This is a genomic window from Streptomyces caelestis (assembly GCF_001279005.1).
Classification (GTDB): Bacteria; Actinomycetota; Actinomycetes; order Streptomycetales; family Streptomycetaceae; genus Streptomyces; species Streptomyces heliomycini.
Genome location: NZ_LGCN01000276.1, coordinates 168,174 through 194,399, shown reverse-complemented (window position 1 = coordinate 194,399; position 26,226 = coordinate 168,174). Strand labels below are relative to the sequence as shown.

The 26,226-nt window shown below is 72.8% G+C and carries 27 protein-coding genes and 6 tRNA genes; 22 read left to right on the top strand and 11 right to left on the bottom strand.

All coding sequences use genetic code 11. The features are described 5' to 3' along the window. Nucleotides 1-48 precede the first annotated feature (48 nt). Nucleotides 49-546 carry a GNAT family N-acetyltransferase gene (locus ADK41_RS38095; RefSeq protein ID WP_030832341.1) on the top strand — a complete coding sequence of 166 codons (498 nt, stop codon included), beginning with the start codon at nt 49-51 and terminating at the stop codon, nt 544-546. Here the strand turns inward: ADK41_RS38095 and ADK41_RS38090 are convergent, their stop codons facing one another. Then, nucleotides 547-990, bottom strand: a complete 444-nt coding sequence (locus ADK41_RS38090; RefSeq protein ID WP_030832344.1) for a hypothetical protein — start codon at nt 988-990, stop codon at nt 547-549. It abuts the gene before it with no gap. 1 nt (nt 991) lies between these two features. Next, on the bottom strand, nt 992-1,351 hold the full coding sequence (locus tag ADK41_RS38085) for a hypothetical protein (RefSeq protein ID WP_030832347.1): 360 nt from the start codon (nt 1,349-1,351) through the stop codon (nt 992-994). A gap of 205 nt (nt 1,352-1,556) precedes the next feature. Here ADK41_RS38085 and ADK41_RS38080 point away from each other — a divergent pair, with 205 nt between their 5' ends. The 9 genes from ADK41_RS38080 to ADK41_RS38040 all read left to right on the top strand — a co-directional run bounded on the left by ADK41_RS38080 (nt 1,557) and on the right by ADK41_RS38040 (nt 13,706). After that, nucleotides 1,557-2,207 (top strand): HAD family hydrolase, encoded by a 651-nt coding sequence (locus ADK41_RS38080; RefSeq protein ID WP_030832350.1) that lies wholly within the window; start codon nt 1,557-1,559, stop codon nt 2,205-2,207. A gap of 408 nt (nt 2,208-2,615) precedes the next feature. Beyond that, nucleotides 2,616-3,662 (top strand): methionine ABC transporter ATP-binding protein, encoded by a 1,047-nt coding sequence (locus tag ADK41_RS38075; RefSeq protein WP_030832353.1) that lies wholly within the window; start codon nt 2,616-2,618, stop codon nt 3,660-3,662. Next, nucleotides 3,659-4,396, top strand: a complete 738-nt coding sequence (locus tag ADK41_RS38070) for a methionine ABC transporter permease (RefSeq protein WP_030832356.1) — start codon at nt 3,659-3,661, stop codon at nt 4,394-4,396. Before ADK41_RS38075 ends, ADK41_RS38070 begins: the two co-directional genes overlap by 4 nt. Nucleotides 4,397-4,460: 64 nt before the next feature. Then, nucleotides 4,461-5,288 carry a MetQ/NlpA family ABC transporter substrate-binding protein gene (locus ADK41_RS38065; RefSeq protein ID WP_030832358.1) on the top strand — a complete coding sequence of 276 codons (828 nt, stop codon included), beginning with the start codon at nt 4,461-4,463 and terminating at the stop codon, nt 5,286-5,288. A gap of 163 nt (nt 5,289-5,451) precedes the next feature. After that, complete coding sequence (locus ADK41_RS38060; RefSeq protein WP_030832362.1) at nt 5,452-6,090, top strand: GNAT family N-acetyltransferase; 639 nt, start codon at nt 5,452-5,454, stop codon at nt 6,088-6,090. Between the two features lie 116 nt (nt 6,091-6,206). Continuing rightward, complete coding sequence (cbiE, locus tag ADK41_RS38055) at nt 6,207-7,418, top strand: precorrin-6y C5,15-methyltransferase (decarboxylating) subunit CbiE (protein ID WP_030832368.1); 1,212 nt, start codon at nt 6,207-6,209, stop codon at nt 7,416-7,418. 368 nt (nt 7,419-7,786) lie between these two features. Beyond that, a complete protein-coding gene (gene cobT / locus ADK41_RS38050) occupies nt 7,787-11,407 on the top strand; it encodes a nicotinate-nucleotide--dimethylbenzimidazole phosphoribosyltransferase (protein WP_030832371.1) in 3,621 nt (1,206 codons plus the stop codon). A gap of 246 nt (nt 11,408-11,653) precedes the next feature. Then, complete coding sequence (gene cobA / locus ADK41_RS38045; protein ID WP_030832374.1) at nt 11,654-12,886, top strand: uroporphyrinogen-III C-methyltransferase; 1,233 nt, start codon at nt 11,654-11,656, stop codon at nt 12,884-12,886. 1 nt (nt 12,887) lies between these two features. Then, complete coding sequence (locus ADK41_RS38040; protein ID WP_030832383.1) at nt 12,888-13,706, top strand: TrmH family RNA methyltransferase; 819 nt, start codon at nt 12,888-12,890, stop codon at nt 13,704-13,706. A gap of 46 nt (nt 13,707-13,752) precedes the next feature. On the opposite strand, the gene ADK41_RS38035 is transcribed toward ADK41_RS38040, so the two are convergent. Then, nucleotides 13,753-15,021 (bottom strand): serine/threonine-protein kinase, encoded by a 1,269-nt coding sequence (locus tag ADK41_RS38035; protein WP_030832386.1) that lies wholly within the window; start codon nt 15,019-15,021, stop codon nt 13,753-13,755. A 195-nt stretch (nt 15,022-15,216) separates the two neighbouring features. Between ADK41_RS38035 and ADK41_RS43800 the strand changes: the two genes are divergently transcribed. The 4 genes from ADK41_RS43800 to ADK41_RS38015 all read left to right on the top strand — a co-directional run bounded on the left by ADK41_RS43800 (nt 15,217) and on the right by ADK41_RS38015 (nt 17,370). Beyond that, on the top strand, nt 15,217-15,492 hold the full coding sequence (locus ADK41_RS43800; protein ID WP_030832389.1) for a hypothetical protein: 276 nt from the start codon (nt 15,217-15,219) through the stop codon (nt 15,490-15,492). Nucleotides 15,493-15,690: 198 nt separating this feature from the next. Continuing rightward, entirely contained in the window at nt 15,691-15,870 is a 180-nt protein-coding gene (locus tag ADK41_RS38025; protein WP_030832392.1) for a hypothetical protein, read from the top strand. A gap of 196 nt (nt 15,871-16,066) precedes the next feature. Further along, the gene (locus tag ADK41_RS38020; RefSeq protein WP_030832395.1) at nt 16,067-16,996 is read left to right on the top strand and encodes a phosphotransferase family protein; all 930 of its coding nucleotides are present in this window, start codon (nt 16,067-16,069) and stop codon (nt 16,994-16,996) included. A gap of 101 nt (nt 16,997-17,097) precedes the next feature. Beyond that, the gene (locus tag ADK41_RS38015) at nt 17,098-17,370 is read left to right on the top strand and encodes a zf-TFIIB domain-containing protein (RefSeq protein ID WP_053636469.1); all 273 of its coding nucleotides are present in this window, start codon (nt 17,098-17,100) and stop codon (nt 17,368-17,370) included. Nucleotides 17,371-17,419: 49 nt separating this feature from the next. On the opposite strand, the gene ADK41_RS38010 is transcribed toward ADK41_RS38015, so the two are convergent. The 5 genes from ADK41_RS38010 to ADK41_RS37990 all read right to left on the bottom strand — a co-directional run bounded on the left by ADK41_RS38010 (nt 17,420) and on the right by ADK41_RS37990 (nt 17,896). Next, a tRNA-Val gene (locus tag ADK41_RS38010) sits at nt 17,420-17,491 on the bottom strand. A gap of 43 nt (nt 17,492-17,534) precedes the next feature. Next, a tRNA-Val gene (locus tag ADK41_RS38005) sits at nt 17,535-17,606 on the bottom strand. Nucleotides 17,607-17,640: 34 nt separating this feature from the next. Next, nucleotides 17,641-17,712, bottom strand: a tRNA-Val gene (locus ADK41_RS38000). Between the two features lies 1 nt (nt 17,713). Continuing rightward, a tRNA-Cys gene (locus tag ADK41_RS37995) sits at nt 17,714-17,787 on the bottom strand. Between the two features lie 36 nt (nt 17,788-17,823). Beyond that, a tRNA-Gly gene (locus tag ADK41_RS37990) sits at nt 17,824-17,896 on the bottom strand. A gap of 154 nt (nt 17,897-18,050) precedes the next feature. On the opposite strand from ADK41_RS37990, the gene ADK41_RS37985 reads away from it, so the two are divergent. From ADK41_RS37985 to ADK41_RS37975, 3 genes are read left to right on the top strand one after another with little or no spacing between them, the layout of a single operon-like run. Beyond that, complete coding sequence (locus ADK41_RS37985; protein WP_030832401.1) at nt 18,051-19,103, top strand: chorismate-binding protein; 1,053 nt, start codon at nt 18,051-18,053, stop codon at nt 19,101-19,103. Then, complete coding sequence (locus ADK41_RS37980) at nt 19,100-19,921, top strand: aminotransferase class IV (RefSeq protein WP_030832404.1); 822 nt, start codon at nt 19,100-19,102, stop codon at nt 19,919-19,921. Before ADK41_RS37985 ends, ADK41_RS37980 begins: the two co-directional genes overlap by 4 nt. 52 nt (nt 19,922-19,973) lie before the next feature. Beyond that, complete coding sequence (locus tag ADK41_RS37975; RefSeq protein WP_030832409.1) at nt 19,974-20,798, top strand: GNAT family N-acetyltransferase; 825 nt, start codon at nt 19,974-19,976, stop codon at nt 20,796-20,798. A gap of 28 nt (nt 20,799-20,826) precedes the next feature. On the opposite strand, the gene ADK41_RS37970 is transcribed toward ADK41_RS37975, so the two are convergent. Then, the gene (locus tag ADK41_RS37970; protein WP_030832411.1) at nt 20,827-21,351 is read right to left on the bottom strand and encodes a DsbA family protein; all 525 of its coding nucleotides are present in this window, start codon (nt 21,349-21,351) and stop codon (nt 20,827-20,829) included. A gap of 258 nt (nt 21,352-21,609) precedes the next feature. On the opposite strand from ADK41_RS37970, the gene ADK41_RS37965 reads away from it, so the two are divergent. Together ADK41_RS37965 and ADK41_RS42385 are read left to right on the top strand one after the other, a co-directional pair. After that, nucleotides 21,610-22,047 (top strand): hypothetical protein, encoded by a 438-nt coding sequence (locus ADK41_RS37965; protein WP_030832414.1) that lies wholly within the window; start codon nt 21,610-21,612, stop codon nt 22,045-22,047. A gap of 174 nt (nt 22,048-22,221) precedes the next feature. Continuing rightward, nucleotides 22,222-22,374, top strand: coding sequence for a hypothetical protein (locus ADK41_RS42385; protein WP_167353513.1), 153 nt, complete (start codon nt 22,222-22,224; stop codon nt 22,372-22,374). A 92-nt stretch (nt 22,375-22,466) separates the two neighbouring features. Here the strand turns inward: ADK41_RS42385 and ADK41_RS37960 are convergent, their stop codons facing one another. Then, nucleotides 22,467-23,027 (bottom strand): CGNR zinc finger domain-containing protein, encoded by a 561-nt coding sequence (locus ADK41_RS37960; protein ID WP_030832417.1) that lies wholly within the window; start codon nt 23,025-23,027, stop codon nt 22,467-22,469. A gap of 295 nt (nt 23,028-23,322) precedes the next feature. Beyond that, nucleotides 23,323-23,736, bottom strand: coding sequence for an SsgA family sporulation/cell division regulator (locus ADK41_RS37955; RefSeq protein WP_004002642.1), 414 nt, complete (start codon nt 23,734-23,736; stop codon nt 23,323-23,325). A gap of 191 nt (nt 23,737-23,927) precedes the next feature. On the opposite strand from ADK41_RS37955, the gene ADK41_RS37950 reads away from it, so the two are divergent. The 3 genes from ADK41_RS37950 (at nt 23,928) to ADK41_RS37940 (ending at nt 26,226) form a co-directional block, all read left to right on the top strand. Beyond that, on the top strand, nt 23,928-24,386 hold the full coding sequence (locus ADK41_RS37950; RefSeq protein ID WP_030832421.1) for a TIGR02611 family protein: 459 nt from the start codon (nt 23,928-23,930) through the stop codon (nt 24,384-24,386). A 79-nt stretch (nt 24,387-24,465) separates the two neighbouring features. Continuing rightward, nucleotides 24,466-24,537: transfer RNA gene (locus ADK41_RS37945), tRNA-Val, on the top strand. A 399-nt stretch (nt 24,538-24,936) separates the two neighbouring features. Then, a complete protein-coding gene (locus ADK41_RS37940; RefSeq protein ID WP_030832426.1) occupies nt 24,937-26,226 on the top strand; it encodes an ABC transporter substrate-binding protein in 1,290 nt (429 codons plus the stop codon).

The following is a 26,226-nucleotide window of genomic DNA, read 5'->3' as shown; positions in this document are numbered from 1 at the left end:
TAGGAGTGAGGGACGACAGATGATCAGGTGAGCGGGAGGCATGCGCACATGGGCATGAGCGTGACCATCTCTGCGGCGGCCGGGCAGGACGCGGAGCAGATCTTCAGGTTGCAGTACCTGTGCTTCCAGAGCGAGGCGGCGCTCTACGGCAACTACCGCATCGACCCGCTCGTCCAGACCCTCGACTCGGTCCGCGAGGAGGTCGCCGCCGACTGCGTCTTCGTCGCCCGCCTCGGCGACGAGATCGTCGGCTCGGTGCACGGCAGGATCACCGAGGAGGGCGCCGCCGCGATCGGCAAGCTCTGCGTCCACCCCCGCCTCCAGGGACACGGCATCGGCGCGCGTCTCCTGCGGGCCGCGGAGTCCGCCCTGGCCGGCGAGCGCGGCGCCCGGACCTTCCGCCTGCACGCCGGGCACCGCAGCGAGAGCAACCTGCGGCTGTACAGCAAGGTCGGCTACCAGCGGGTGGGCACCTCCCAGGGCGCCGACGGCGTACCGATGATCGTCCTGGAGAAGCAGGCGCAGGCCTACGCGACGACCGCCTGATCAGGCCGTGGGCCGCTGCCCTGGCCGCGCCCTGCGCAGCCAGTACACGGCCGTCAGGGGCAGCAGCACCGGGATGAAGAGGTACCCCATCCCGTAGTCCGACCACACGGTGGCGTCGGGGAACGCGGACGGCTCCACCAGCGTCCAGGTCCCCACGGTCAGCACGCCCACGAGCTCGGCGGCGCAGCACGCCAGCGCCGCCCTGCGGGCCGTCTCCCCGCCGCGCACCAGGGTGTAGGTGATGAAGCCGTAGACCAGGCCGGCCACCGCCGACAGCGAGTAGGCGAGCGGCGCCCGGTCGAACTCGGTGGCGATCTGGTACGCGGAGCGCGACACCGCGCCGACGACCATCACCCCGTACAGCCACACCAGCAGCAGCCCCGGCCCGCCGATCAGCCGCGTCCGGTGCGGTTCGTGCTGCGTCTTCTCCCGCGTCGCGGCCATCTCAGCCTCTCCAGATGTCGTAGAGCCGCACCTCGAGCACGGCCAGCACGACGCCGCTCGCGGCGACCGTCAGCGATCCCCAGCGGGAGCGCTCGCCCAGCGACATGAAGCCGGCCGCCGGGACGCACGCGAACGCGCCGAGCAGATACGCCACGAAGATCGTCGTGCCCTGCTCCGGCTTCTCGCCCCGGGCCAGCTGCACGACCCCGACGATCAGCTGTGCCAGCGCCAGCAGCGTGACCACGGCCATCCCGATGAAGTGCCAGTCCTTCGTCGGCTGGTCACGGTAGGCGGCCCACCCGCACCAGGCGCCGAGCAGCAACGCGGCGACACCGGTCACCACCGTCAGGACATCAAGCATGTCAGCGACCTTATTACGCCGGAGAACACCCGGTGTCCCCGCCCCCGGAAGCGTCCGGGCCGGCGTCCCCGCGTCCGGCCCGGCGACCGTCCGCCCGGGGGCCGTGCGCGCGCTCCCGTGCCGGACGCCGGGCCCGGGGCGGACTCGACCGGCCGCCGCCGTGGTCCGGGCGGGTCCGCGGCGGCGGCCCCGTAGGGTCGATGGCATGACCATCCATGCGCAGGCCCTGCTGTTCGACAACGACGGAACCCTCGTCTCCTCCCTCGACTCCGTGAACCGCTGCTGGACACGGTGGGCCGTCGAGTACGGGATCACGGCCGAGCGGTTCGGGCGGATCGAGCTGCACGGCCGGCCGGCCGCGGAGATAGCCGCCGATCTGCTGCCCGCCCACGTCGTGCCGGAGGCCGTCGCACGGATCGAGGACCTGGAGGTGGAGGACGTGCCGGGCGGCGGTGTGCGGCTGCTGCCCGGGACCGAGGACTTCCTCGCCGCACTGCCCGCCGAGCGCTGGGCCGTCGTCACCTCCGCCACCCGGCGCCTGGCCGAGGCCCGCCTCGAAGCCGTCGGCATCCTGCCCAAGACCTTGATCGCCGCCGACGACATCACCCGCGGCAAGCCCGATCCCGAGCCCTACCTCCTCGCCGCCCGCACCCTCGGCGTCGACCCGGCGCACTGCGTCGTCTTCGAGGACGCCCCGGCCGGACTCCAGGCCGGCCGCGCCGCCGGTATGACCACCGTGGCCTTGGCCACAACCCACCGGGCCCACGAGCTGACCGCCGACCTCGTCGTCGAGGACCTCTCGGCCCTCTCCGCACTGGTCACGGACGGGGGAGTGGAGATCTCCGCACGTCCCTGACGTGCGCCCGACGCCGTCCCGCCGCTGTCCACGGCTGTCCAGAATGCGGACAGTCGTGTCCGGTCAGGACCGGGCGTCTGCTTTACTGATCTCATGACCACGACGAGCGACCGCATCCCTGCGACCGAGGCGACCCTGACGCCCGGTGCTCGTTGTATGTGTCAGCGCCGAATGCGCGCCTTCTAGAGGGCCCCCGCACCATCTGAGCCTCGCGCCCCGAAGCGAGAGCCGGCTCGTGTCCGCCCGGACGCCCCGCACGCGTGACCGAGCCACGCCCCCGCGCGCACGTTTCTCCACGGACTCCTTCGCCGCGCCGCGAGATCCGTGCCGCCCTGCTGCTTTCGACCCAGAATGCCTCGTGCCCGGCGCCCACGACGCGCCGCGCACTCGACAGTGACGGATACCCACGTGATCACCACCACGGGCCTCACGAAGGTCTACCGGACGCACCGCTCCCGCGGCGGCGAGGTCACCGCCCTGGACGGCGTCGACCTGCACGTCCGCGAAGGCGAGGTCTACGGCGTCATCGGCCAGTCCGGCGCCGGCAAGTCCTCCCTCATCCGCTGTGTCAACCTGCTCGAACGCCCCACCTCGGGCACCGTGACCGTGGACGGCCGGGACCTCACCGCGCTCGCCGGCCGCGGCCCCCGGGCCGGCAGGGAACTGCGGCAGGCGCGCAGCCGCATCGGCATGGTCTTCCAGCACTTCAACCTGCTGTCCTCGCGCACCGTGCAGGACAACGTCGAACTTCCGCTGGAGATCCTCGGGAAGTCGGGGAAGGAACGATCCCGCAAGGCGCTGGAACTGCTCGACCTGGTCGGCCTCGCCGACAAGGCCAAGGCCTACCCCGCCCAGCTCTCCGGCGGCCAGAAGCAGCGCGTCGGCATCGCCCGCGCCCTCACCGGCGACCCCAAGGTGCTGCTCTCCGACGAGGCCACCAGCGCCCTCGACCCGGAGACCACCCGCTCGATCCTGCACCTCCTGCGCGACCTGAACCGCCGGCTCGGCCTCACCGTCCTGCTGATCACCCACGAGATGGACGTCGTCAAGTCGATCTGCGACTCGGCCGCCCTCATGGAGAACGGCCGCATCGTCGAGTCCGGCACGGTCACCGAACTCCTCGCCACCCCCGGCTCCGAACTGGCCTCCGCGCTGTTCCCGGTCGGCGGCGAGGCCTCCGGCGACGACCGCACCGTCCTCGACGTCACCTTCCACGGCGACAGCGCGACCCAGCCGGTCATCTCCCAGCTCTCGCGCACCTACAACATCGACATATCGATCCTCGGCGCCGCCATCGACACCGTCGGCGGCCTTCAGGTCGGCCGGATGCGCATCGAACTGCCCGGCCGCTACGAGGACAACGTCGTACCCGTCGGCTTCCTGCGCGAACAGGGCCTCCAGATCGACGTCGTGGACCGGGAACAGCCCGCGCTGGTGAAGGAGGGGGCCAAGTGACCTGGTCCGAGATGCAGCCGCTGCTCGAACAGGCCTGTACCGAAACGCTGATCATGGTCGGCTGGTCCACCCTGATCGCCGTCGTCGGCGGCCTCCCGCTGGGCATCCTGCTCGTCCTCACCGACAGGGGCGGACTGCTCCGGAACACCTTGGTGAACAAGGTCATCGGGCAGATCGTGAACATCGGCCGCTCGCTGCCGTTCATCATCCTCATGGTCGCCCTGATGGACTTCACCCGCTGGATCACCGGCACCACCATCGGCAGCGAGGCCGCGATCGTGCCGCTCGCCATCGGCGGCATCCCCTTCTTCGCCCGCCTCGTCGAGACGGCCGTGCGCGAAGTGGACCACGGGCTCGTCGAGGCCGTGCAGGCCATGGGCGGCAACACCTGGACGATCGTCCGCAAGGTCCTCGTGCCCGAGGCGCTGCCCTCGCTGATCGCCAGCACCACCACCACGGTCATCGCCCTCATCGGCTACTCGGCCATGGCCGGCACCGTCGGCGGCGGCGGACTCGGCGACCTCGCCGTCCGCTACGGCTACCAGCGCTTCGAGACCGGCCTGATGTGGATCACCGTCGCGATCCTCGCCGTGGCCATCTCGCTCATCCAGTTCGCCGGCGACTACGCGGCCCGCGCCCTGCACAGCCGCGGCGGCCGCTCCGGCCCCTCGCCCAGGCTCCGGTTCCTCAAGGCCGAGGAGCCCGCCGCGGCCGACATCAGCAAGGTCGCGTAACCCCCCCGCAGACTCCCCGTACTACCCGACACGGGGCCGCACCACCCAAGGAAAGGCACTTTTCGTGCGTAACACCGCCAAGATCACCACCGCCGTCCTCGCCACCGGAGCCCTCACCCTCGGGCTCACCGCCTGCGGCTCGGACAAGGACGACGCCTCCGACGCCTCCGGCCCGCTGGTCGTCGCCGCGAGCCCCGTGCCGCACGCCGAGATCCTCACCTACGTCAAGGACAACCTCGCCGAGAAGGCCGGCCTCGACCTCGAGGTCAAGGAGTTCACCGACTACGTCACGCCGAACACGGCGACCGAGGACGGCTCCGTCGGCGCCAACTTCTTCCAGACCCAGCCGTACCTCGACGACTTCAACAAGAAGAACGGCACCCACATCGTGTCCGTCGTCGACGTGCACCTGGAGCCGCTCGGCCTCTACTCGCACAAGGTGAAGAAGGCCGACGAGCTGAAGAGCGGCGCGACGGTCGCCATCCCGAATGACACCGTCAACGAGGGCCGCGCCCTGCAGCTGCTCGCCGCCAACGGGCTCCTCACCCTCAAGGACGGCGTCGGCACCGCGGCGACCCCCGCCGACATCACCGAGAACCCGAAGAAGCTCACGTTCAAGGAGCTGGAGGCGGCCCAGACCCCGCGCTCCCTGGACGACGTCGACGCCGCGGTGGTCAACGGCAACTACGCCATCGAGGCCGACCTCAAGCCCGCGAAGGACGCCCTCGTCCTGGAGGCCGCCGAGGGCAACCCGAACAACAACCTCCTCGCCGTCAAGGAGGGCCAGGAGGACGACCCGCGCGTGAAGAAGCTCGCGGAGCTCCTCACCTCCCCCGAGGTGAAGAAGTTCATCGAGGACAAGTACGCCGGTTCCGTCCTCGCCTCCTTCTGATCCGGTCCCGCGCCACCCACGGGGTCCACTCCGCCGCACGGCGGGGGCACCCCCACGCCGTGCGGGCGGTGGGGGAGGACCCCGTGGTGCGGCTCAGTGCTTTCATGCTGCATGCTGGGCAGTTCAGCAGCACCCGACGGTCTCTCAGGTTACGGAGCGGCGCATGACGAGCACCTTCCCCAACATCTCCATCAGCACGGAGCGGTTGGTGCTGCGTCCCCTCGACACGGACGACGTCCCCGCCCTCGCCGAGATGATGAACGACGAGCAGGTCGCCGCCTGGACCGACGTCCCCCGGCCCTTCACCGAAGAGGCCGCCCGCACCTGGATCACCGAGTACGCCCCCGCCGAACGCTCGGCCGGCAACGGACTCGACCTCGCCGTCACCGAGTTCCTCACCCAGCGCCTGGTCGGCCTCATCCAGCTGACCAGGACCAACTGGCACGTGCGGTCCACCGAGATGTCCTACATCGTCGCCCCCTGGGCGCGCGGCGAGGGCTACGCCTCCGAGGCCGCGCTCGCCACCGCGCAGTGGCTCTTCGGCGACCAGAAGTTCGAACGCGTCGAACTGCGCACCGCCGCCGCCAACACCGCCTCGCAGCAGGTCGCGCAGAAGATCGGCTGCATCAGCGAGGGCGTACTGCGCAACGCCTGCATAGCCCACGTCCGCGTCGATGGCGGCGGCTGGAGCGACGTGCGCACCGACTTCATCGTGTGGAGCCTGCTGCCCGAGGACATCGAGGGCACGGACGGACGACTCGCCGACGCCGGCGGATTCACCCCGTACACGGACTGGAACTGACCTCCGGACCGGGCACCGGCGGCACGATCGGTGACCGCACCAGGTAGTCTCACGGAACCCGCCCCGTGGCGGGACAGCCGACGACGACCTGCGCAAACCCCAGGAGACTGACGACGATGGCCGACCGGGTCACGGTGATCGGCTGGGACGGTTCGCCGCTGACGGCCGCGGCCCGCGCCGCGCTGGGCGCCGCCACACTGGTGGCCGGCGCCGCCCACCACCTGGCACTCCCCGAGGTGCCTCCCGGAGCCGAGCGCGTCCGGCTCGGCTCCGTCGCCCTCGCCGCGCGCCGCATCGCCGCCCACCGCGGCACCGCGGTCGTCCTCGCCGACGGCGACCCCGGCTTCTTCGGCGTCGTACGGACCCTGCGCGCACCCGAGTTCGGCCTCGAGGTCGAGGTCGTCCCCGGCGTCTCCTCCGTCGCCTCCGCCTTCGCCCGTGCCGGGATGCCCTGGGACGACGCCCACGTGGTCGTCGCGCACCCGCGCACCCTGCGACGCGCGGTGAACGTGTGCCGGGCCCACACCAAGGTGGCGGTTCTCACCTCGCCCGGCGCCGGCCCCGCCGAGCTGGGCCTGCTGATGGAGGGCGTCCACCGCACCTTCGTCATCTGCGAGGAGCTCGGCACCGAGCGCGAGCGGGTCAGCGTCGTCACCTCCGACAAGGCCGCCGATCACACCTGGCGCGACCCCAATGTCGTCATCGTCGTCGGCGGCCGGGCCGCCGCCGGTGAGTCCGGCGGCTGGCTCGCCGGACGCGACCCCTCCGCCGGCCCCCGTGGCTGGTCGCTGCCGGCCGAGGAGTACGGCGGCGACCTCGGCGAGGGCGAGCGGGAACCGCTGCGCGTCTCCCAACTCGCCCGGCTCGGACCGCGGATCGGCGACCTCGTCTGGGACATCGGCTGCGGAAGCGGCGCCTTCGCCACCGAGGCGGCCCGCGCGGGCGCCGCCGTCATCGCCGTCGACAGCGACCCGCGCGCCTGCACCCGCACCGAGGCCACCGCCCGCCGCCACGGGGTCCAGCTCCAGATCGTGCACGGCGCCGCCCCGCACGTCCTGGAGGACCTCCCCGAGCCGGACGTCGTCCGGGTCGGCGGCGGGGGAGCGGGTGTCGTCTCCGCGGTCGCCGACCGCCGTCCGCAGCGCATCGTCACGCACGCCGCCACCCGCGACGAGGCCGAACTCGTCGGCCGGAACCTGGCCGAGCACGGCTACCGGGTCGAGTGCGCCCTGCTGCAGTCCGTCGAACTCGACACGAGGGCCTGGACGGAGAAGGAACGGAGCGTCGCGTTCCTGCTCAGCGGGGTGCTGCCCGTACGCGGCGACTGATTCGATTGCCGTCCCCGTGATCGGATTGTCCGACCACGCGAGGTAGGCTGGCCGATCGTTGTACCGCACCCGGACACCCGGCGCTTCGTCGGCCAATGTCCGGAAAGCGCGCCCGTTTTGGGGTGGGTCGTGGTACGGCAGGAACCGGAGGACGCGCAACGTGGCGCAGTCCACAGCGGAACCGTCGCCGATCAAGCTGACGCGACGGTCCTACGGCCGCGAGAATGACGGTGAAGGGCTTTGTCGCCTTTTCGGACGGGCCGTTCGTGCCGCTGGGGACGCACGCTCGTTCTTCAGAGTGGGGCGGTCGGTGCGCCGTTCCGGGTGAGCTGGTCGTAGGAGCACTAACCGATGGGCGAGGGGTACGCATGACCGACACCGGCCAGGTCCCGGGCGAGGGGCTGCCGGAGAACGCAGGCATGGTGGAGCAGCCGGGCGTCCCCGCGCCCGACGCGTACACCTACCTCTCCGACAGTCCTGCCGAGGAAGAGGATTTGCTGCTGCCCGGCGCCCAGAGCGCCTGGGGCAACGAGATCGCCCCGCCCGCGCCCGAGCCGGTCGTCGAGACCGTGCACGAGCCGGGCCCGCACGAGACGGCCGGCCGTGACAGCGGCTCGGTCGACCTCGGAGGCGTCCGGCTCCCCGAGCCGCCCGCGCCGCGCCGCCCGCTGCACCTCGGCCCGCCCATCCCCCGTGTCAACGCCGGCCCGGTGCGCTCCCTCGCCGACCGTGGTCCCGCCGACGTGCCGGTCCGCCAGGCCGGTCCGCCGTCCCTCGGCCCCGAGTACCTCGACGTCCCGCACGCGCGGGAGGCGGCGGTACCGCAGGCCGCGGCGCCCTGGGGCGCGCAGCCCGCGGTGGCCGCGGAAACGGTTGTTCCGGCTCCGGAGCCGGTGGACGCGGCCCAGGCGGTCGTGACCCGCGTCGCCACGGAGGCGGGAGCGGTACCACAGGACACGGGGGGCGCCGCCGTCGCCGGCGGCAGCGAGGCAGTGCCGAACGTTTCGGCCGAGGGCGGGGAACAAGGGCCTGTCCCGGTCCCGGCCGCGGATCACGGCCTGCCCGGCACGCCCGCCGCCGAGCCCGTGCAAGGGGCCGAGGCGACCCAGGCATCCGCACCCGCACCCGAGCTCACGCCGCCCGCCGAGCCCGCCGCTCCGGAGCACGTCCGGGAAGCGGAGGCGCCCCCGGCCGCCGAAGCGCCGTCCGTCGAGCCCGCGGAGCCGGAGTACGTCCAGGCGGCCGAAGTGCCGCAGGCCGGCCGGCCCCCGGTCGCCGTGCCGGACTCCGCCCAGGCCGCCGTTCCCGAGTACGCCCCGGGGGCGGACGCTTCCCACGGCGCCCAGGTCCCGGGCCTCGCCCCCGCGGCGCCGCAGGACGCCCAGGCGGCGGACGCGGAGCCGGCCGTGCCGGCGCAGGACGCCCAGGCGCCGGCCGCCGCTCCGGACCACGTCCAGGAGGCCGAGGCTCCGCAGACCGTCCAGCCGTCCGGGCCGCAGGCCGCGGCACCGGAGTTCGCGCAGCAGTCCGGTGTTCCTCAGGCCGATCCGGTGTCGGGTGGGGAGGTCGTCGTGCCGCAGGTCGCCGAGGCGTCTCAGCCCGGTCAGGCGCCGGACGCCGAAGCCGCCGTGCCGCAGGCCGCCCAGACGGTCGGCACGGAGGCCGCCGAAGAGCCCGAGGCCGTCCAGGCCGTTCCGGCGCCAGACGCGGAGACTCTCGCTCCGGAGCACATCCGGATGCCCGAAGCCTCCCCGGACGTTCCCGCGCCGGCCGCCGGCACCGCCGTACTCCCCGGTGCTCCCGCCGCTGAAGCGGACGACACCGAGGGCGAAGCCGCCGCACCGGTTCCCGGGGCCACGGGCGACGAAGTCCTCGCGGAGACCCCCATGCCCGAGGCCCCGGCCGCCGTCGGCCCGGAGGCGCCCCGTGCCGCCGACGAGACGGCCGACGCCGTTCCCGCGACCGACACGGCCGCGTCCGAGCCCGACGAGGCTCCGGTCCAGGGCCCCCGGCAGACCCCCGCGGCCCCCCTGACCGGCGCCGTCCCCCCGGAGCCCGAGCCGGACCGGCCCGCGGGGGAGTCCGTCCCCGTGGACGGCGCCGTGGCCGCCGCCCCGCACCCCGCGCCGACCCCGCCCCAGGGCGTGGCCGTCCCCGCCGGGGAACCCCGCGACGCGGACGCCGAACCCGCGCAGAACCCGGACGACCTCGACACCCGGGGCGCCGGCGTGGACACGGAAGCCGCGCGGCCCACCGGCCCGGCCGCCCCCGGCTACGACGACGCCGAGCGCGAGGCCGTGCTGAAGGTCATGCGCGAGCGCCGGGACATCCGCAACGGCTTCCGCAGCGACCCCATCCCGCACGAGGTGCTGCTCCGGGTCCTGGAGGCCGCCCACACCGCACCCTCCGTCGGCCACTCGCAGCCCTGGGACTTCGTCGTCATCCGCTCCGCCGAGACCCGGCGCAGCATGCACGAACTGGCCGTGCGCCAGCGCGACGCCTACGCCAAGTCCCTGCCCAAGGGCCGGGCGAAGCAGTTCAAGGAACTGAAGATCGAGGCCATCCTCGACACACCCGTGAACATCGTCGTCACCGCCGACCCGACCCGCGGCGGCCGGCACACCCTCGGCCGCCACACCCAGCCCCAGATGGCGCCGTACTCCTCCGCGCTCGCGGTGGAGAACCTCTGGCTCGCCGCCCGCGCCGAGGGCCTCGGCGTCGGCTGGGTCAGCTTCTTCGACGAGCGCGAGATGGTCCGCGCGCTGGGGCTCCCCGAACACCTGGAGATCGTCGCCTACCTGTGCGTGGGCTACGTCGACGAGTTCCCGGACGAGCCCGAGCTGATGCAGGCCGGCTGGTCCAAGCGCCGCCCGCTGTCCTGGGTCGTGCACGAGGAGACGTACGGCCGTCGCGCCCTGCCCGGAGAGGACCCCCACGACCTGCTCGCCGAGACCGTCGCACAGATCCGCCCGCTGGACGCCAAGGCGCTCGGCGAGGCGTGGGAGCGTCAGAAGCGCATGACCAAACCGGCCGGGGCGCTCGGCATGCTGGAGATCATCTCCGCCCAGCTCTCCGGCCTGTCCCGCCAGTGCCCGCCGCCCGTCCCGGAGCCCGCGGCCGTCGCGATCTTCGCCGGCGACCACGGGGTGCACGCCCAGGGCGTCACCCCCTGGCCGCAGGAGGTCACCGCCCAGATGGTGGCCAACTTCCTCGGCGGGGGAGCGGTCTGCAACGCCTTCGCCGCCCAGGTCGGCGCCGAGGTCTGCGTCGTCGACGTGGGCGTCTCCTCCGACCTCCCGGCCACCCCCGGACTGCTGCCGCGCAAGATCCGCGCCGGCACGTCCGACATGACCACCGGGCCCGCGATGACCCGCGAGGAGGCCAAGAAGGCCATCGAGGTCGGCATCGAGACCGCCCGCGACCTGGTCGCGGCCGGCAACAAGGCCCTCCTCACCGGCGAGATGGGCATCGCGAACACCACCGCGTCCGCCGCCCTCATCTCCGTCTTCACCGGCGCCGACCCGGCCGAGGTCACCGGCCGCGGCACCGGCATCAACGACGAGACCCTCGCCCGCAAGACCGAGGTCGTGCGCCGCGCCCTCGAACTCCACCAGCCGGACCCGGCCGACCCCGTCGGCGTCCTGGCCGCCGTCGGCGGCTTCGAGCACGCCGCCATGGTCGGCCTGCTCCTCGGCGGCGCGTCGCTGCGTACGCCGGTGATCCTGGACGGCGTCAGCGCCGGCGCCGCCGCCCTGGTGGCCCGGGCCGTCGCCCCCGAGGTCCTGGCCGCCTGCATCGCGGGCCACCGCAGCGCCGAACCCGGTCACGTCGCCGCCCTCAACAAACTGGGCCTGCGCCCCCTGGTCGACCTCGACCTCCGCCTCGGCGAGGGCACGGGCGCGCTCCTGGCGCTCCCCCTGGTCCAGAGCACGGCCCGGGCCATGCACGAGGTGGCGACCTTCGATTCGGCCGGGGTGACCGAGAAGTAGGGCGAGAGCTTCTCGGGACCGCGGCACCGGGCGCCGTCCCGGCCGGCCGGTGGTGGGCAGTCGTTCCTTCCCCGGTGCCTCAAGGGCCTGGGAGGCACCCCCGGGCGGAACGGGTGGCCGCCACCACCGGCGGGCCGGTACCCGGCGCACCCTGCCCACCCACCGGACACCAGACCCGCCAGCGCCCAGGCCCCCTTAAAATCCGCACGTCAGGGCCACCGCACGCCGTAAGAGGAGCCGTCCCTCATGGCCGAACACCCCGCCTACCCCGTAGGCCTCCGCCTCACCGGCCGCCGGACCGTCGTCCTCGGCGGCGGCCAGGTCGCCCAGCGCCGCCTCCCCGCCCTGATCGCCGCCGGCGCCGACATCCACCTCGTCTCCCCCGAGGCCACCCCCTCCGTGGAGGCCATGGCCGACGCCGGCGAGATCACCTGGCACCGGCGCCCCTACGCCGAGGGCGACCTCGCGACCGCCTGGTACGCCCTCATCGCCACCAGCGACACCGAGGCGAACACCCGCGCCTCCGCCGAGGCGGAGGCGCACCGCGTGTGGTGCGTCCGCTCCGACGACGCCGACGCGGCGACCGCGTGGACCCCGGCCACGGGCACCAGCGAGGGCGTCACGGTGGCCGTCCTCACGACGGAGGCGCGCGGCCGCGACCCCCGCCGCACCGCCGCCATCCGCGACGCCGTGGTCGAGGGCCTGCGCGACGGCACCCTCGTCGCCCCGCACCACCGCACCCGCGTCCCCGGCGTCGCCCTCGTCGGCGGCGGCCCCGGCGACCCCGACCTGATCACCGTGCGCGGCCGCCGCCTGCTCGCCGAGGCCGACGTCGTCATCGCCGACCGGCTCGGCCCGCGCGACCTGCTCGCCGAACTCCCGCCGCACGTCGAGGTGATCGACGCGGCGAAGATCCCCTACGGTCGTTTCATGGCCCAGGAGGCCATCAACAACGCGCTGATCGAGCACGCCAAGCAGGGCAAGTCGGTGGTCCGGCTCAAGGGCGGCGACCCGTACGTCTTCGGCCGCGGCATGGAGGAGCTCCACGCGCTCGCCGAGGCGGGCATCCCCTGCACCGTCGTCCCCGGCATCTCCAGCTCCATCTCGGTCCCGGGCGCGGCCGGCATCCCCGTCACCCACCGCGGTGTGGCACACGAGTTCACCGTGGTCAGCGGCCACGTCGCCCCCGACGACGAGCGCTCCCTGGTCGACTGGCCGGCGCTGGCGAAGCTGACCGGCACCCTCGTGGTCCTCATGGGCGTCGACAAGATCGGCCGGATCGCCGAGACCCTGGTCGCCCACGGCAAGTCCCCGGACACCCCCGTCGCCCTCGTCCAGGAGGGCACCACGGCCGCCCAGCGCCGGGTCGACGCCACCCTCGCCACGGTCGCCGAAACGGTCGCCGCCCAGGAGGTCAGACCGCCGGCCGTCATCGTCATCGGCGAGGTCGTCGCCGTGGGCCCGCGCGGGACGGCGTGACATGGCCGAACTCATCACCGTCGACGACCCCGCCGACCCGCGGCTGCACGACTACACCGGCCTGACCGACGTGGAACTGCGCCGCCGCCGCGAACCCGCCGAGGGCCTGTTCATCGCCGAGGGCGAGAAGGTCATCAGACGCGCCGGGGAATCGGGCTACGCGATGCGGTCGATGCTGCTGTCCGCGAAGTGGATCGACGTCATGCGCGACGTCATCGACCGGGCCACCGCCCCGGTGTACGTCGTCGACCCCGCGCTCGCCGAACAGGTCACCGGGTACCACGTGCACCGCGGCGCGCTCGCCTCCATGCAGCGCACACCGCTGCCCGCGGCGGCCGACGTGCTCCGGGCCGCCCACCGCGTCGTCGTCATGGAGTCGGTCAACGACCACACCAACATCGGCGCGATCTTCCGCTCCGCGGCGGCCCTCGGCATGGACGCCGTCCTGCTCTCCCCGGACTGCGCCGACCCCCTGTACCGCCGCAGCGTCAAGGTCTCCATGGGCGCGGTCTTCTCCGTGCCGTACGCCCGTGTCGACACCTGGCCCGGGGGACTGGAGACGGTGCGCGAGGCCGGGTTCGAGCTGCTCGCCCTCACTCCCGGCGAGCGGGCCCGGCCCCTGGACGAGGTGGCGCCGCACCGTATGGACCGGGTGGCCCTGATGCTGGGCGCGGAGGGCGCGGGCCTGTCCGGCCGGGCCCTGGCCGCCGCCGACGAACTGGTCCGCATCCCGATGTCGCACGGCGTCGACTCCCTCAACGTGGGGGCCGCGGCGGCGGTCGCCTTCTACGCGGTGGCCACGGGGCGTCCCCGGGAGTAGCGGCTCGGACGCGGCGGTTCGGGACGTTACCGCCGCCGTCGGGGCCTCATCCGGGACCCTGGCACCCCTGCACCAGCGCGATGCCGAGCGCGACGGCCAGCGTCACGACGACGAACACGAACAGCCGCTGCCTGAGCAGGCGCGGATTGGCCGGCCGCAGGCCGGTCCCCGTCGTCCGGGGCCCCGGACGACGGGGACCGGTGCCGGACCGGGTGGTGTTCCGGGACGCCGGCGTGGGGCGCGGCCCGGACCGGGACGGCGTGCCCGCGGGCGAGGAGCCGCCGCCGCGCGAAGGGGGCACGCTCCGGTTGTTCCGCCGGGGGGACGAACCGCTGTTCCTGGGCGCGGGACCGCGCCCGCGCGGGGGCGGGGTCCCCTGACCGTCCTGCCGGCGCCGCGCCCGCTCCGGGTAGGTGTCCGCGAGGCGTCCGGTGGGCCGCTCCGTCTCGGCGCCGCGCGGGGCCGGCGGGCGCACGTCGGCGAGGCCCTGGGCCTCCCGCGCGGCGATCTCCTTGAGCCGCAGCGACAGTTGGAGCGTGCTGGGCCGCTCCTCCGGGTCCTTCGCCAGACACGCGCGGACGAGGGGGGCCAGGGCGTCCGGGACACCGTGCAGCTGCGCCTCCTCATGCACCACGCGGTACAGCATCACCTCGGAACTGCCGTGCCCGAAGGGCGAGTCGCCCATCGACGCGTACGCGAGCGTGGCGCCCAGCGAGAACACGTCCGTGGCCGGGGTGACGGCCGCGCCGCGCACCTGCTCCGGGGCGAGGAAGCCGGGCGAGCCGACCGCCGTGCCGACGTGCGTGAGCGTCGACGCGCCGGTCGCCCACGCGATGCCGAAGTCGATGATCCGCGGCCCCTTCGGGGACAGCAGGATGTTGGACGGCTTGAGGTCCCGGTGCACCACACCGGCCTCGTGCACGGCGACCAGCCCTTCGGAGAGGGCCGCGCCGACGGCGGCGACGTCGGCCGCGCCGAGCGGTCCCTCGTCGGCGACCTTGTCGTGCAGCGAGGGCCCCGGCACGTACTGCGTGGCGAACCAGGGACGGTCCGCGTCGAGGTCCGCGGCCACCAGCCGGGCCGTGCAGCCGCCGCGGATGCGGCGGGCCGCCGAGACCTCGCGCGCGAACCGCGAGCGGAACTCCTGGTCCTCGGCCAGGTCGGGCCGGATGACCTTCAGCGCGACCCGCTGCCCCTTCTTGTCGGAGCCCAGGTAGACCACGCCCATCCCGCCCGCGCCGAGTCGTCGGTGGAGCCTGAAAGAGCCGACGACGCGCGGGTCCTCGCGCCTCAGGCGCATCATCGCCATGTTCATCCCCGCTGCCCGGTCCTGTGACGTGCCACAGCTTACGTTTCCACGGCCGCCCGTGCGCAGAGGCCGCGCCCTCTCGGAGCGGTGGATTGTCAGTGGGGGGTGGGAGACTCGAAGGGTGGTCAGGGAACGCGCGGGCACACCTGGTTCGCGCGGACGGTGATCCCAACCACCCGACGGTGAAGGGGGATTGATCACATGAAGGGTGACCGCGTGGAGATCGTCGTGGATGCGGGGGACACGACGCGTACGTACGAGGTGGTGGCGAGCAGGGCGGGGCGCCGGGTCGAGACGGCGGTGCGACGAGGGGTGGTGGAAGTGAGCGAAGTCACCCGAACCGGGGCCGTGGTGCGAACGGCCCGGTTCATGGCGAATCGGGTGCTCGCACTGGTGGAGCAGCCGGTGCCGCGGGAGGACGGCTCGGAGAAAGCGGGACGGAGCGGGCGGCCCCTCGGGGATGTCCCTGAGGTGTAGGAGCCCGTCTCCACCCAGGGGAGTACACCGGGAGGAGGGGCTCATCCTCCGGGAGGCCCGGCAATCGGTACGAGGGCATGACGCCGGGGGAGGTCCCGGCGCCTAGATTTGAGGTCAAGCGGCGGGTGCAGCACTCGTCCCCCGAGGTCAAGACGCCCGCCGCTGCCGACGACAACGGAAACGGTCAGGAGAGGGGCCATGGCGTACACGGCACCGCGGACAGTGATCCGCACGCGGGAGCGCGGCGAGGGGCGCCGCCATCCGCTGGTGGCGACGCTGATGGCCCTGCCCCTGGCGGTCCTGCTCCTCCTCGTCTTCGACGGGTGGGAGACGGTGGCCACACAGGCGTCGTCCGTGGGCGAGATGCTGGGGCGCTGAGCGGCGACCCCAGGCCCGGAAGAGCGGTCCGGGCGGGGACATCCACCCATGAAACCCCGTGGGGACGGGGGTGCGGCGGACGGCAAAATGCCGGCGCAGCTGGGGAGCTGCGCCGGCATTGCTCTGCCCGCGAGGTCCCGGGAGCGCGCGTGGCTCCCACGGTCCGCGTGACCCGCCCCCGGCTACCCTCGCCCCCGTGACCACGGACCTCCTCCCCGCCCTGACCGCCCATGTCACGGCGACGGCCCACACGAGCCCCCGAACCTGCCGCTGCACCACCGCCACCCTCGCCGTCCGCGAGGACGCCACCGTCGTACGGCACGCCGGCACCGTCGCCAAGGCTCACGCCCCCGGCGCCGACCCCGCCGAGCTGACCCTGCGCCTCGCCGTGGCCACCCGGCTCCCCGGCGTCCTCCTCCCCCCGCTCGCCCCGGCCCCCGCCGAACTGCGCGGACGCCTCGTCACCCACTGGCCGTACGGCACTCCCGTGGACCCCGGCGACCCGGACACCGCCCCCTGGGAAGCCGCGGCCACCCTCCTCGCCCGCCTGCACCGGACCCCCGTCCCCACCGCCGTACCCCCCATGCGCGGTCCCGCCAAGGCCGCCCACGCCGTCGCCCTCCTCCGCACCGCCGCCCCCCACCACCCCGCCACCGCCCCCGTACTGCACGCCTGGGCCGTCCTCCCGCCCTGGGCCCGTGGCGAGGTCCCCCTGCCGGACACCGCCACCGCCCTCTGCCACGGCGACTTCCACCTCGGCCAGCTGATACGCCACCCCGAGCACACCGGCCCCTGGCTGCTCATCGACGTCGACGACCTCGGCACGGGCGCACCGGCGTGGGACCTGGCCCGTCCGGCGGCCTGGTACGCCTGCGGACTGCTCGCCCCCGACGAGTGGCACCGCTTCCTGACCGCCTACCGCGTGTCCGGCGGCCCGGCCGTACCGTCCGACGGCGACCCCTGGACCGCGCTGGACGTCCCGGCCCGCGCCCTCACGGTCCAGACCGCCGCCCGTGCCGTCACCAAGGCCGTCGCGGCCGGCCGGTCCCTGGACGAGGTGGAGCAGTCGCTGGTCGACGCCTGCGCGCGCATGGGTTCCGTCCGCCCCGCCACTCCGTCCGGTTGAGCGGAAGTTTCGCGCAGTAGGGTGCAACCGATCCGCAGCCGGACGGAGTCTGTTCTGGCGATACGCGAAGCAGGAACGACCGGCCAGGAGTTGAACCGATCATGCAGTGTCCGAAGTGCCGTGCCCCGATGCACACCTACAACCGCAACGGCGTCCAGATCGAGCAGTGCAGCGGGTGCCGGGGCATCTTCCTCGACTACGGCGAGCTGGAGTCGCTGACCCGGCTGGAGGCCCAGTGGTCGCAGCCTGCGCCGCCGGCCCCGCCCGCCCCGCAGGCGTACCCGGCCGCGCCGGCCCCCGCCTGGGGCGCCCCGCACGGCCACCACGGTCACCACGGTCACAAGAGCTTCGGGCGCATGCTCTTCTCCAGCTGACGGACGCACGACGAAGCCCCCGGTCGCAGGACCGGGGGCTTCGGGGCTGTGGACGATACTGGGATTGAACCAGTGACCTCTTCCGTGTCAGGGAAGCGCTCTCCCGCTGAGCTAATCGTCCTCGGGACCACGATCACTCCATGGAGCGGATCATGGGCACTGCGTGCGCGATACTGGGATTGAACCAGTGACCTCTTCCGTGTCAGGGAAGCGCTCTCCCGCTGAGCTAATCGCGCGGGGGATCCGGAGATCCGGGATCCGGGGATCCAGTGGACGATACTGGGATTGAACCAGTGACCTCTTCCGTGTCAGGGAAGCGCTCTCCCGCTGAGCTAATCGTCCTTGGAGGTGGAGACGGGATTTGAACCCGTGTAGACGGCTTTGCAGGCCGTTGCCTCGCCTCTCGGCCACTCCACCAGGAGTGCGGGGGCCGGGAAGCCCCCTCTTCCTTCGAGCGGACGACGAGGCTCGAACTCGCGACCTCAACCTTGGCAAGGTTGCGCTCTACCAACTGAGCTACGTCCGCCTGTCGTTTCGGTCGGCTTGCGCTTCCCGGCGACGAACTGAACTCTAGCGGATTCCGGGGCCAGTACAAAAACCCGTTTGTGCAGCGTGCTGCGCTGCGTCCGCTCACGGACGTGCCCGGGCCACCGGAACCACGCCCGCCATAGACTCGTCGCGTGCTGGACCTGCCCCCTCTCGTCCGTTTCGGCGACCGCGTCGCCACCGGACTCCTCGACGTCACCGACGACCCCGCCGCCCTGGACTCCACGGGGTTCTGGGCCGTCGCCGCGGACTTCGAGGGCCGCCTGACCTGTGCCCGCTTCCGGGAGGTCCGGGAGCAGCCGGTTCCCGCCCCCGTGCCGGGGGCCTGGCGGGGGCCCGGGGCCGGCGACTGGACGTCCTCGCTCGACCGCGGCGCGTACACGGCGGCCGTACGCCGTATCCGCGACCGCATAGCCGCCGGCGAGGTCTACCAGGCGAACCTCTGCCGCGTCCTGTCCGCGCCCGTGCCCTCCGACGCCGATGTGGACGCCCTCACCGCGCTGCTCGCCCGGGGCAACCCGGCGCCGTATGCCGGAACGATTCGTCTGCCCGGCCACGGGGTGGAGATCGCCACGGCCTCGCCCGAACTGTTCCTGCGGCGGGAGGGCCGGGCCGTCGAGTCCGGACCGATCAAGGGCACCGGGCGCACCGAGGCCGACCTGCTGGAGAAGGACTACGCCGAGAACGTGATGATCGTCGACCTGGTCCGCAACGACATCGGACAGGTCTGCGGCCCCGGCACGGTGACCGTGCCCGACCTGTGCGCCGTCGAGAAGCACCCGGGGCTGGTCCACCTCGTGTCGAGCGTGCGGGGCGAGCTGCGGGGCGGCGCGGGATGGCCCGAGCTGCTCGACGCCGCCTTCCCGCCCGGCTCCGTCACCGGCGCGCCCAAGTCCAGCGCGCTGCGGATCATCGACGCGCTGGAGACGGCGCCCCGCGGCCCGTACTGCGGCGGCATCGGCTGGGTCGACGCCGACCGCGGCGCCGGCGTGCTCGCGGTGGGCATCCGCACCTTCTGGATCGACCGGACCACGGGCGGCGACGCCGTCCTGCGGTTCGGCACCGGCGCCGGGATCACCTGGGGCTCCGACCCCGAGGGGGAGTGGCGGGAGACCGAGCTGAAGGCCTCCCGGCTGCTCGCGGTAGCGTCGGGAACGTACGAGACGAGCGAAGGGACCCAGGGGTGAAGATCTGGCTCGACGGCGGGCTGCAGGACATCGAGTCCGCCCGCGTCTCCGTCTTCGACCACGGACTGACCGTGGGCGACGGCATCTTCGAGACGGTGAAGGCCGTGGACGGACGTCCGTTCGCGCTCACCCGGCACCTCGACCGGCTGACCCGGTCGGCCCGTGGGCTCGGGCTGCCCGATCCCGACCTCGACGAGATCCGCCGCGCCTGCGTCGCCGTCCTCGAGGCCAACCCGATGCCGCTCGGCCGGCTGCGCCTCACCTACACCGGTGGTCACGGCCCGCTCGGCTCCGACCGCGGCGACCACGGTCCGACCCTCGTGGTCGCCCTCGGCGAGACCACCCGCCGCCCCGACTCCACCGCCGTCGTCACCGTCCCCTGGACGCGCAACGAACGCGGCGCGCTCACCGGCCTGAAGACCACGTCGTACGCCGAGAACGTCGTCGCCCTCGCCCGCGCCCGTGAGCGGGGCGCCTCCGAGGCGCTGTTCGGCAATACCGTCGGACGGCTCTGCGAGGGCACCGGGTCGAACGTCTTCGTCGTCCTGGACGGCGAGCTCCACACCCCGCCGCTCGCCTCCGGCTGCCTCGCCGGGATCACTCGCGCCCTCGCCGTCGAGTGGACCGGCGCCAAGGAGACCGACCTGCCGCTGGACGTCCTGGAGCGGGCCGAGGAGGTCTTCCTCACCTCCACCCTGCGCGACGTCCAGGCCGTGCACCGCGTCGACGACCGCGAACTGCCCGGCGCCCCCGGCCCGGTGACCGCCAAGGCCATGCGGATCTTCGACGAGCGCTCCGGGACCGACCTCGACCCGTGACGGACCCGAAATTCGGCTGATCCTGGGCGTGGCAGAGGGTAGAACACCCTTGATGACCACCACCCTGCGGCCGGTCGAGCCGCTTCAGCAGAACCCCGACGGCACGCGTTCGCGCCGCTACCAGGTGTGCGTGAACAGCCGTCCCGTCGGGGCGGTCCACCTCGGCACGCATCCCGTCTTCGGTGACGCCGTGGCCCGGATCACGAGCCTGCGCATCGAGGAGCCGGACCGCCGGCGCGGCCGGGGCACGGTGGCCGCGCTCGCCGCGGAGGAGGTGGCGCGCGGCTGGGGATGCCGCCGCATCGAGGCGACGGTCCCCGCCGACGCCGGTGCTGCCCTCGGGCTCGCCACGGCGCTCGGCTACGTCGTGCGCAACCGGAACATGGAGAAGACCCTCCCGGACACCCCGCCGGCGCTTCCGGGGGGCAGCGTGGCCCGGCCCATGACGGAGGACGAGTTCGGGCCCTGGTCGGCCAAGGACCAGGAGGACTACGCGGAGGACTGGATCCGGCGCGGGGTGCCGAAGGCCGAGGCCCGGGCCAAGGCGGCGAACGACCACGCCGCGCTGCTGCCCGACGGCCGGGCCACCGAGGGCATGCTCCTCAGCGTCCTCGAGCACGAGGGCACGCCCGTGGGCACCCTGTGGCTGTCGGTGCGCGGGGAGCGGGCCTACGTCTTCGGCGTCGAGGCCGACGCCGCCCACCGCGGCCGGGGGCACGGACGGGCGCTCATGCTGCTCGCCGAGGCCCAGTCGGTCGCCGCGGGCAACCGGGCCATCGGGCTCAACGTGTTCGCCGGGAACACCCCGGCCGAGCGGCTCTACGACTCCCTCGGCTACGGCACGACGCAGTACTCGCTGTACAAGCCGCTCCTGTGAGGGCGGGCGGGACCCGCGGGGCCCGGGGTCAGCCCTCCCGCTCGGCCAGCAGCCGGTCCGCGATCTCCTCGACGCGCTCGCGCAGTCCTTCCTGGCTCTTGCCGCCGTCGAGGCGCTCACCGCCGATGACGTACGTCGGGGTGCCCGTCACCCCGATCGCCTTGCCCTCGGCCTGGTCCGCGTCCACGATCAGGATGTGCCGTCCGTCGATCAGCGCGGTGTCGAACTCCTCGGCGTCGAGACCGAGTTCCCGGGCGGTCTCGACGAGGAAGGCCTCTCCCCGGCGGTCCAGCTCCTCGACCCGTCCCAGCACGGCCTCGACGTACGGCCATCCCCGCCCCTGCTCCAGCGCCTCCTCGGCGGCCTGGGCGGCGGCGAAGGAGTGCTTGTGCTTCTCCAGCGGGAAGTGCCGCAGCCGCAGCTCCAGGCGGTCGCCGTAGCGGGCCCGCAGGGCACGGAGGTCGTCGAGGGCGTGCCGGCAGTCCGGGCACTGCAGCTCGCACCAGACGTCGAGGACGGGGGCGGCGGGACGGGCGGGGGAGGAGTCACTCATGGTCACAGTCTCCCAGCCGGGCCGCCCGCCACCCAATCGGACGCAGGACGTCGCGGGGCGGACCCGGGTCCGGGGTCCGGGCCCGCCTCCCGGTCCGCCCGGAGTGAGGGCCGAAGGAGGGCGTCCACCGGCACCTGCGGAGGAGTGACGACCCGGAGATGTCCCTGATGTCCGGCCGGAACATGGCCCGGCGGGGCCCCGCGGGTGCAGGATGGAAGGGACGAAGCGCCACAGCGCCCCACCTGCCTGGAGGACCGGATGATTGCCGAGACCGTCTGTTCCGCCGTCTCCGCGGCAGGCCTGGGCATCGCCGCGGTCACGGCCTACCGCAAACGCTTCCTCGCGGCCACCCGCATCGCCGCCTATGCGCTCGTGCCCCTCGGACTGGTGATGACCGGCGTCGTCGACTGGCTGGCCGACACCGCCTTCAGCCCGACGGCCTGGGCCGGCTTCGGACTGCTCGGTCTGGCCTGGGTGCTGTTCGCGACCACCCGCACCGTGGAGCGGCGGCGCGGAGGCACCCGCAAGGAGCGCAAGGCCGCGCGGGCCGGGGCACGACCGGAGGCGGTGGCGCCCGGGGCCTCCGCGCCCTCCCTGGGGCAGGGGTCCCGCCCGGCGGCCCGTCCCGCTCCCGCCTCCCGGGGCGAGGACGACTTCAGCGACATCGAGGCCATCCTCAAGAAACACGGCATATGACGGCGGCGCACCACGGCTGAACGCGTGCGCGACCGGCGGAAACGTCACAGAGCGCCACGGAATGTCCGGAAGCGATCACAACCCGAACCGTAGATCGCGGAATCGGCGAACTCGCACTCACTCCGTGAGTGTTGATCGCGTCGGGCGCTTCCGATGCGTCATGATCGCCGCGAGATGCTGGACACGAAACAGAGCGATGCCGCGCCGCAGCAGGACGAACCGCGTGGATGCCTCTTCGCCCTTTCCCAGCCACCGCTGATGATCTTCCTGGCGGTGATCGGGTGTCTGCTGCTCACGGCTGCCCTGCACGACCTGCTGTGGCTGTGAGCCGTACCCGCGGTACCCGGCGTCACCCGTCGGGGCCGCGTCGGCACGGCATCGACCAGCCGTCCCACCGGTCGTGGGACGGTCCCGGGCGGTCAGCCCGCCGCCTCCTTGCGCCGCGCCCGGTAGGCGGCCACATGCAGACGGTTGCCGCAGGTGCGGCTGTCGCAGTAGCGGCGCGAGCGGTTGCGGGAGAGATCGACGAAGGCGTGCCGGCAGTCCGGGGCCTCGCAGCGCCGCAGCCGCTCCTGCTCCCCGGCGACCACGAAGAACGCCAGCGCCATCCCGCAGTCGGCGGCCAGGTGGTCGGCCACGGAGGCGCCGGGCGCGAAGTAGTGCACGTGCCAGTCGTAGCCGTCGTGGTCGGTGAGCCGGGGCGTGGTGCCCGCGGCCGCGATCAGCTCGTTGATCAGTGTGGCGGCCGCGCGGGCGTCCGGAGCGGCGAAGACCGCCGCGAACCGGCCGCGGATCTTGCGCACCGCGGCCAGGTCGAACTCCGTGAGCACCCCGACCTCGCTGACCTTGTGCTGCCGCACGAACTCCTCGAGGGCCGCGACGTCCGGCAGTCCCTCCGGTGTCGTGTCGTCCTCCGGCGCGGAGTTCACCAGATCCACCACGGTGTCGAGTGCGCACCGGGTGTCGTGGGTGATCAGCACAGTTCGCTCCCTGGCCTGGGGGTCGGGCGGACGCCCGCCGATGCTGGCCGATGGTAGTGGCTCCGGCGCGCCCCGCACCTCCCCGCTCCGCACATGGCTCCGCGTGCGGCGCGCGGACACCGGCCGTCGTCCCCGGTCGCCCTTTCGGCCGGCACCGGTTCGGTGTGCGCACAGCACGACGGCGCCGCCCGCGGACTCCGCGGTGTCGGCGCCGTCGTGTGTGAGCCGTGTACGGCTGTCCGGGCCCGAGCCGTCTCCCCGAGTCGACGGCGCCGGGCGGCTTCGTGAGCCTCGCCTAGCTTTCCGCCAGGATGTGCGAGAGCTCCTGGTCGAGATCGAAGTGCCGGTGTTCCGTGCCGGGCGGCACGGCGGCGTCGGTGCGCTTCAGGAAGGACTCCAGAGCCCTTGCGGGGGCCTCGAGCAGGGCCTCCCCCTCCGGTGAGCTCAGGGCGATGCAGACGACGCCCTGACCGTGGCTGCGCGACGGCCAGACACGGACGTCGCCGGTGCCCGTGGGGCGGTGAAGTCCTTCGGCGAGGAGGTCGCGGGCGAACACCCACTCGACGGTTTCCTCGGCTCCGGTGTGGAAGGTGGCGTGCACGGCGTAGGGGTCGGCCGTGTCGTACCGCAGGCCTGCGGGGACAGGCAGGGAGGACTCGCTCGACACAACGAGGCGCAGGTGCAGCTCGCAGCTGACCGTGGTGTTCATAAGCGCCAGGGCCTTTCGCTCAGTGTGCGCTCGGGGATTCGCACGTCGGCCAAATCGACATGCCACCTACGGTGCCGTTGTAAACCCCTCTGAGAGTTTTGCGTCGTTTTACGTAACTCTTCCGGCCGAAAGATCGTTCGCGCTCTGCACCCATTCCGGTGATGTGTTTCGCTCGGGTAGTGTTTGGCTGTATGAACACGGGGAGTGACAGGTCTGGCGAGGTCGCGGTGGCGGCCCACGGGGTGACGGTGGACGAGAGCGGGAACCGTGAGGAGCGGGGGCTCGGATCGCGCGCGCCGGAGTTCGTCAAGGCGCGTCGCGCGCTGCACTTCAGCTGGCAGGTCGGCGTCTTCGTCGTCGGCCTCGCGGTCGTGGCGGCCGGTGCCGCGATGCTGGTGCTGCCCGGGCCGGGCTGGGTCGTGATCTTCGGCGGCATGGCGATCTGGGCGACCGAGTTCGTCTGGGCCCAGCTGGTGCTGCGCTGGACCAAGCGCAAGGTCACCGAGGCGGCGCAGCGTGCCCTGGACCCCAAGGTGCGGCGCCGGAACATCATCCTGACCTCGATCGGCCTGGTGATCGTGGTCGCGCTGGCCGGGGTCTACCTGTGGAAGTTCGGTCTCGTGATGCCCTGGAAGATCAAGGAGCAGTGAGGCGCGGCGGGGGACGGGCGCACCGCTCCCCGCTGGTCACGGGCACCCCCTGACATGGGGTAATGTTCTTCCTGCGTCCGGGCGATTAGCTCAGTGGGAGAGCGCTTCGTTCACACCGAAGAGGTCACTGGTTCGAACCCAGTATCGCCCACCGGATCATCAGGCGGCCCGGCTCACGACTCGTGAGCCGGGCCGCCTCGTCGTGTGCGGCCGGCGTGGCGCGCTCGCGCCGAGGGCCGGCCGGGCGAGGGTCCTCCCGGGTGTCCGGGGCGTTCCGCTTCCGGTCGTCTTCATTCAACCGTGACCTTCCGCCGCGCCCGTTCCGGTCGGCCCCGCCGCGTTCGGCCGGTCGGCCGTGAGGCGTCTACCTGGATGTTTGCGGCCAGGCGTGGATCCACGGACGAGGCGGCCGCCGCCGGTGCGGAGGCGCGGCTCCCATGAATTCCTGTCCGAATCATTGACGCGCCCGTAGGCCCTCCGTAACTTGTGCCAGCAAGCGCTTACTTGAAACGATTCATGAGGCGGACGCGAACGTCGCGGGGAGGCTCATATGCAGCAGGGTGGGAATGTGGAGAGGCGGACGATCCTCAAGGCGGCGGGGGCCTCGCTGGCCGTCGCGGGGCTCGGTGCGACCGCCACCGCCTGCGGTGGCGGCAGCGGCTCGGGGGACGGGACGGTGACGCTCCGTTACGCGTGGTGGGGTGGCGAGCCGCGCACCATCGCCATCAAGAAGACGATCGCGCTCTTCGAGAAGAAGTTCCCGAAGATCAAGATCAAGCCTGAATTCACCGACTACGAGGCGTTCTGGGAGAAGTTCCAGACCCAGGCCTCCGGCGGGAATCCGCCGGACGTTTTCCAGAACGCGGTCGGCTTCCTGCGTAAGTACGACAAGCGCGGTGTTCTGCTGGATCTCACGTCGCAGGCGGACGCCGGGAACCTGAGCCTGGACAACTTCCGCAACGGTGTCCTGGCGAACGGTCAGGTCGACGGCAAGCAGATCGCCGTCCCCGTCGGCGCCAACACCATGTCGCTCGTCATCGACCTCAAGGCCTTCGAGAAGGCCGGGGTGGAGGCGAAGTTCGGCTGGACCTGGGACGAGTACTTCGACGCGCTGCAGACGATCCAGGACAAGCTGAAGATCGCCGGTGACACCGGCTACTTCAGCATCATGTACCTCTACGACCTCTACCTGCGCCAGAACGGCAAGGCCTTCTTCACGGACACCGATCTCGGCTTCACCCAGGACGATCTGACGCAGTGGTGGGAGGACGGCTACAAGCGCGTGCGGTCCGGGCTCGTCGCCGACCCGAAGAAGGTCGAGCAGGTCAAGCCCAAGTCGGCGCTCTCGGCGGGCCTCGCGGCGTCCGAGTTCACCTGGGACAACTTCTCCATCCGCTACGAGGGCGAGGGCGAGTCGGACTACGGGCTCGCGCCGATCCCCACCACGGACGGCAAGGCCACCGGTCAGTACCTCGGTTCGCTGATGCTGAGCGGCTTCTCGGGGACCAAGCACCCCAAGGAGGTGGCCCAGTTCATCGACTTCATGGTCCACGACCCCGAGGTCGGCGAGATCATGGGTTACGACCGCGGCATCCTCGCCACCACCGAGCAGTACGACGCGTTCAAGCCCACCGACGACAACAACAAGGGCGTCGCGGCCTACGAGGAAGAGGTCGCCGCGGCCGGCGTCCTCGGCAAGATCACCCCGCACCCGTCGGGCGCCGACGTCATCGAGGCGGCGTTCCTGCGCATCGGCGGCGAGGTCGCCCAGGGCAAGGCCAAGCCGGCCGACGCCGCCAAGGCACTGTTCAGCGAGGCCAAGGCCGCGTTCGCCGGCTGA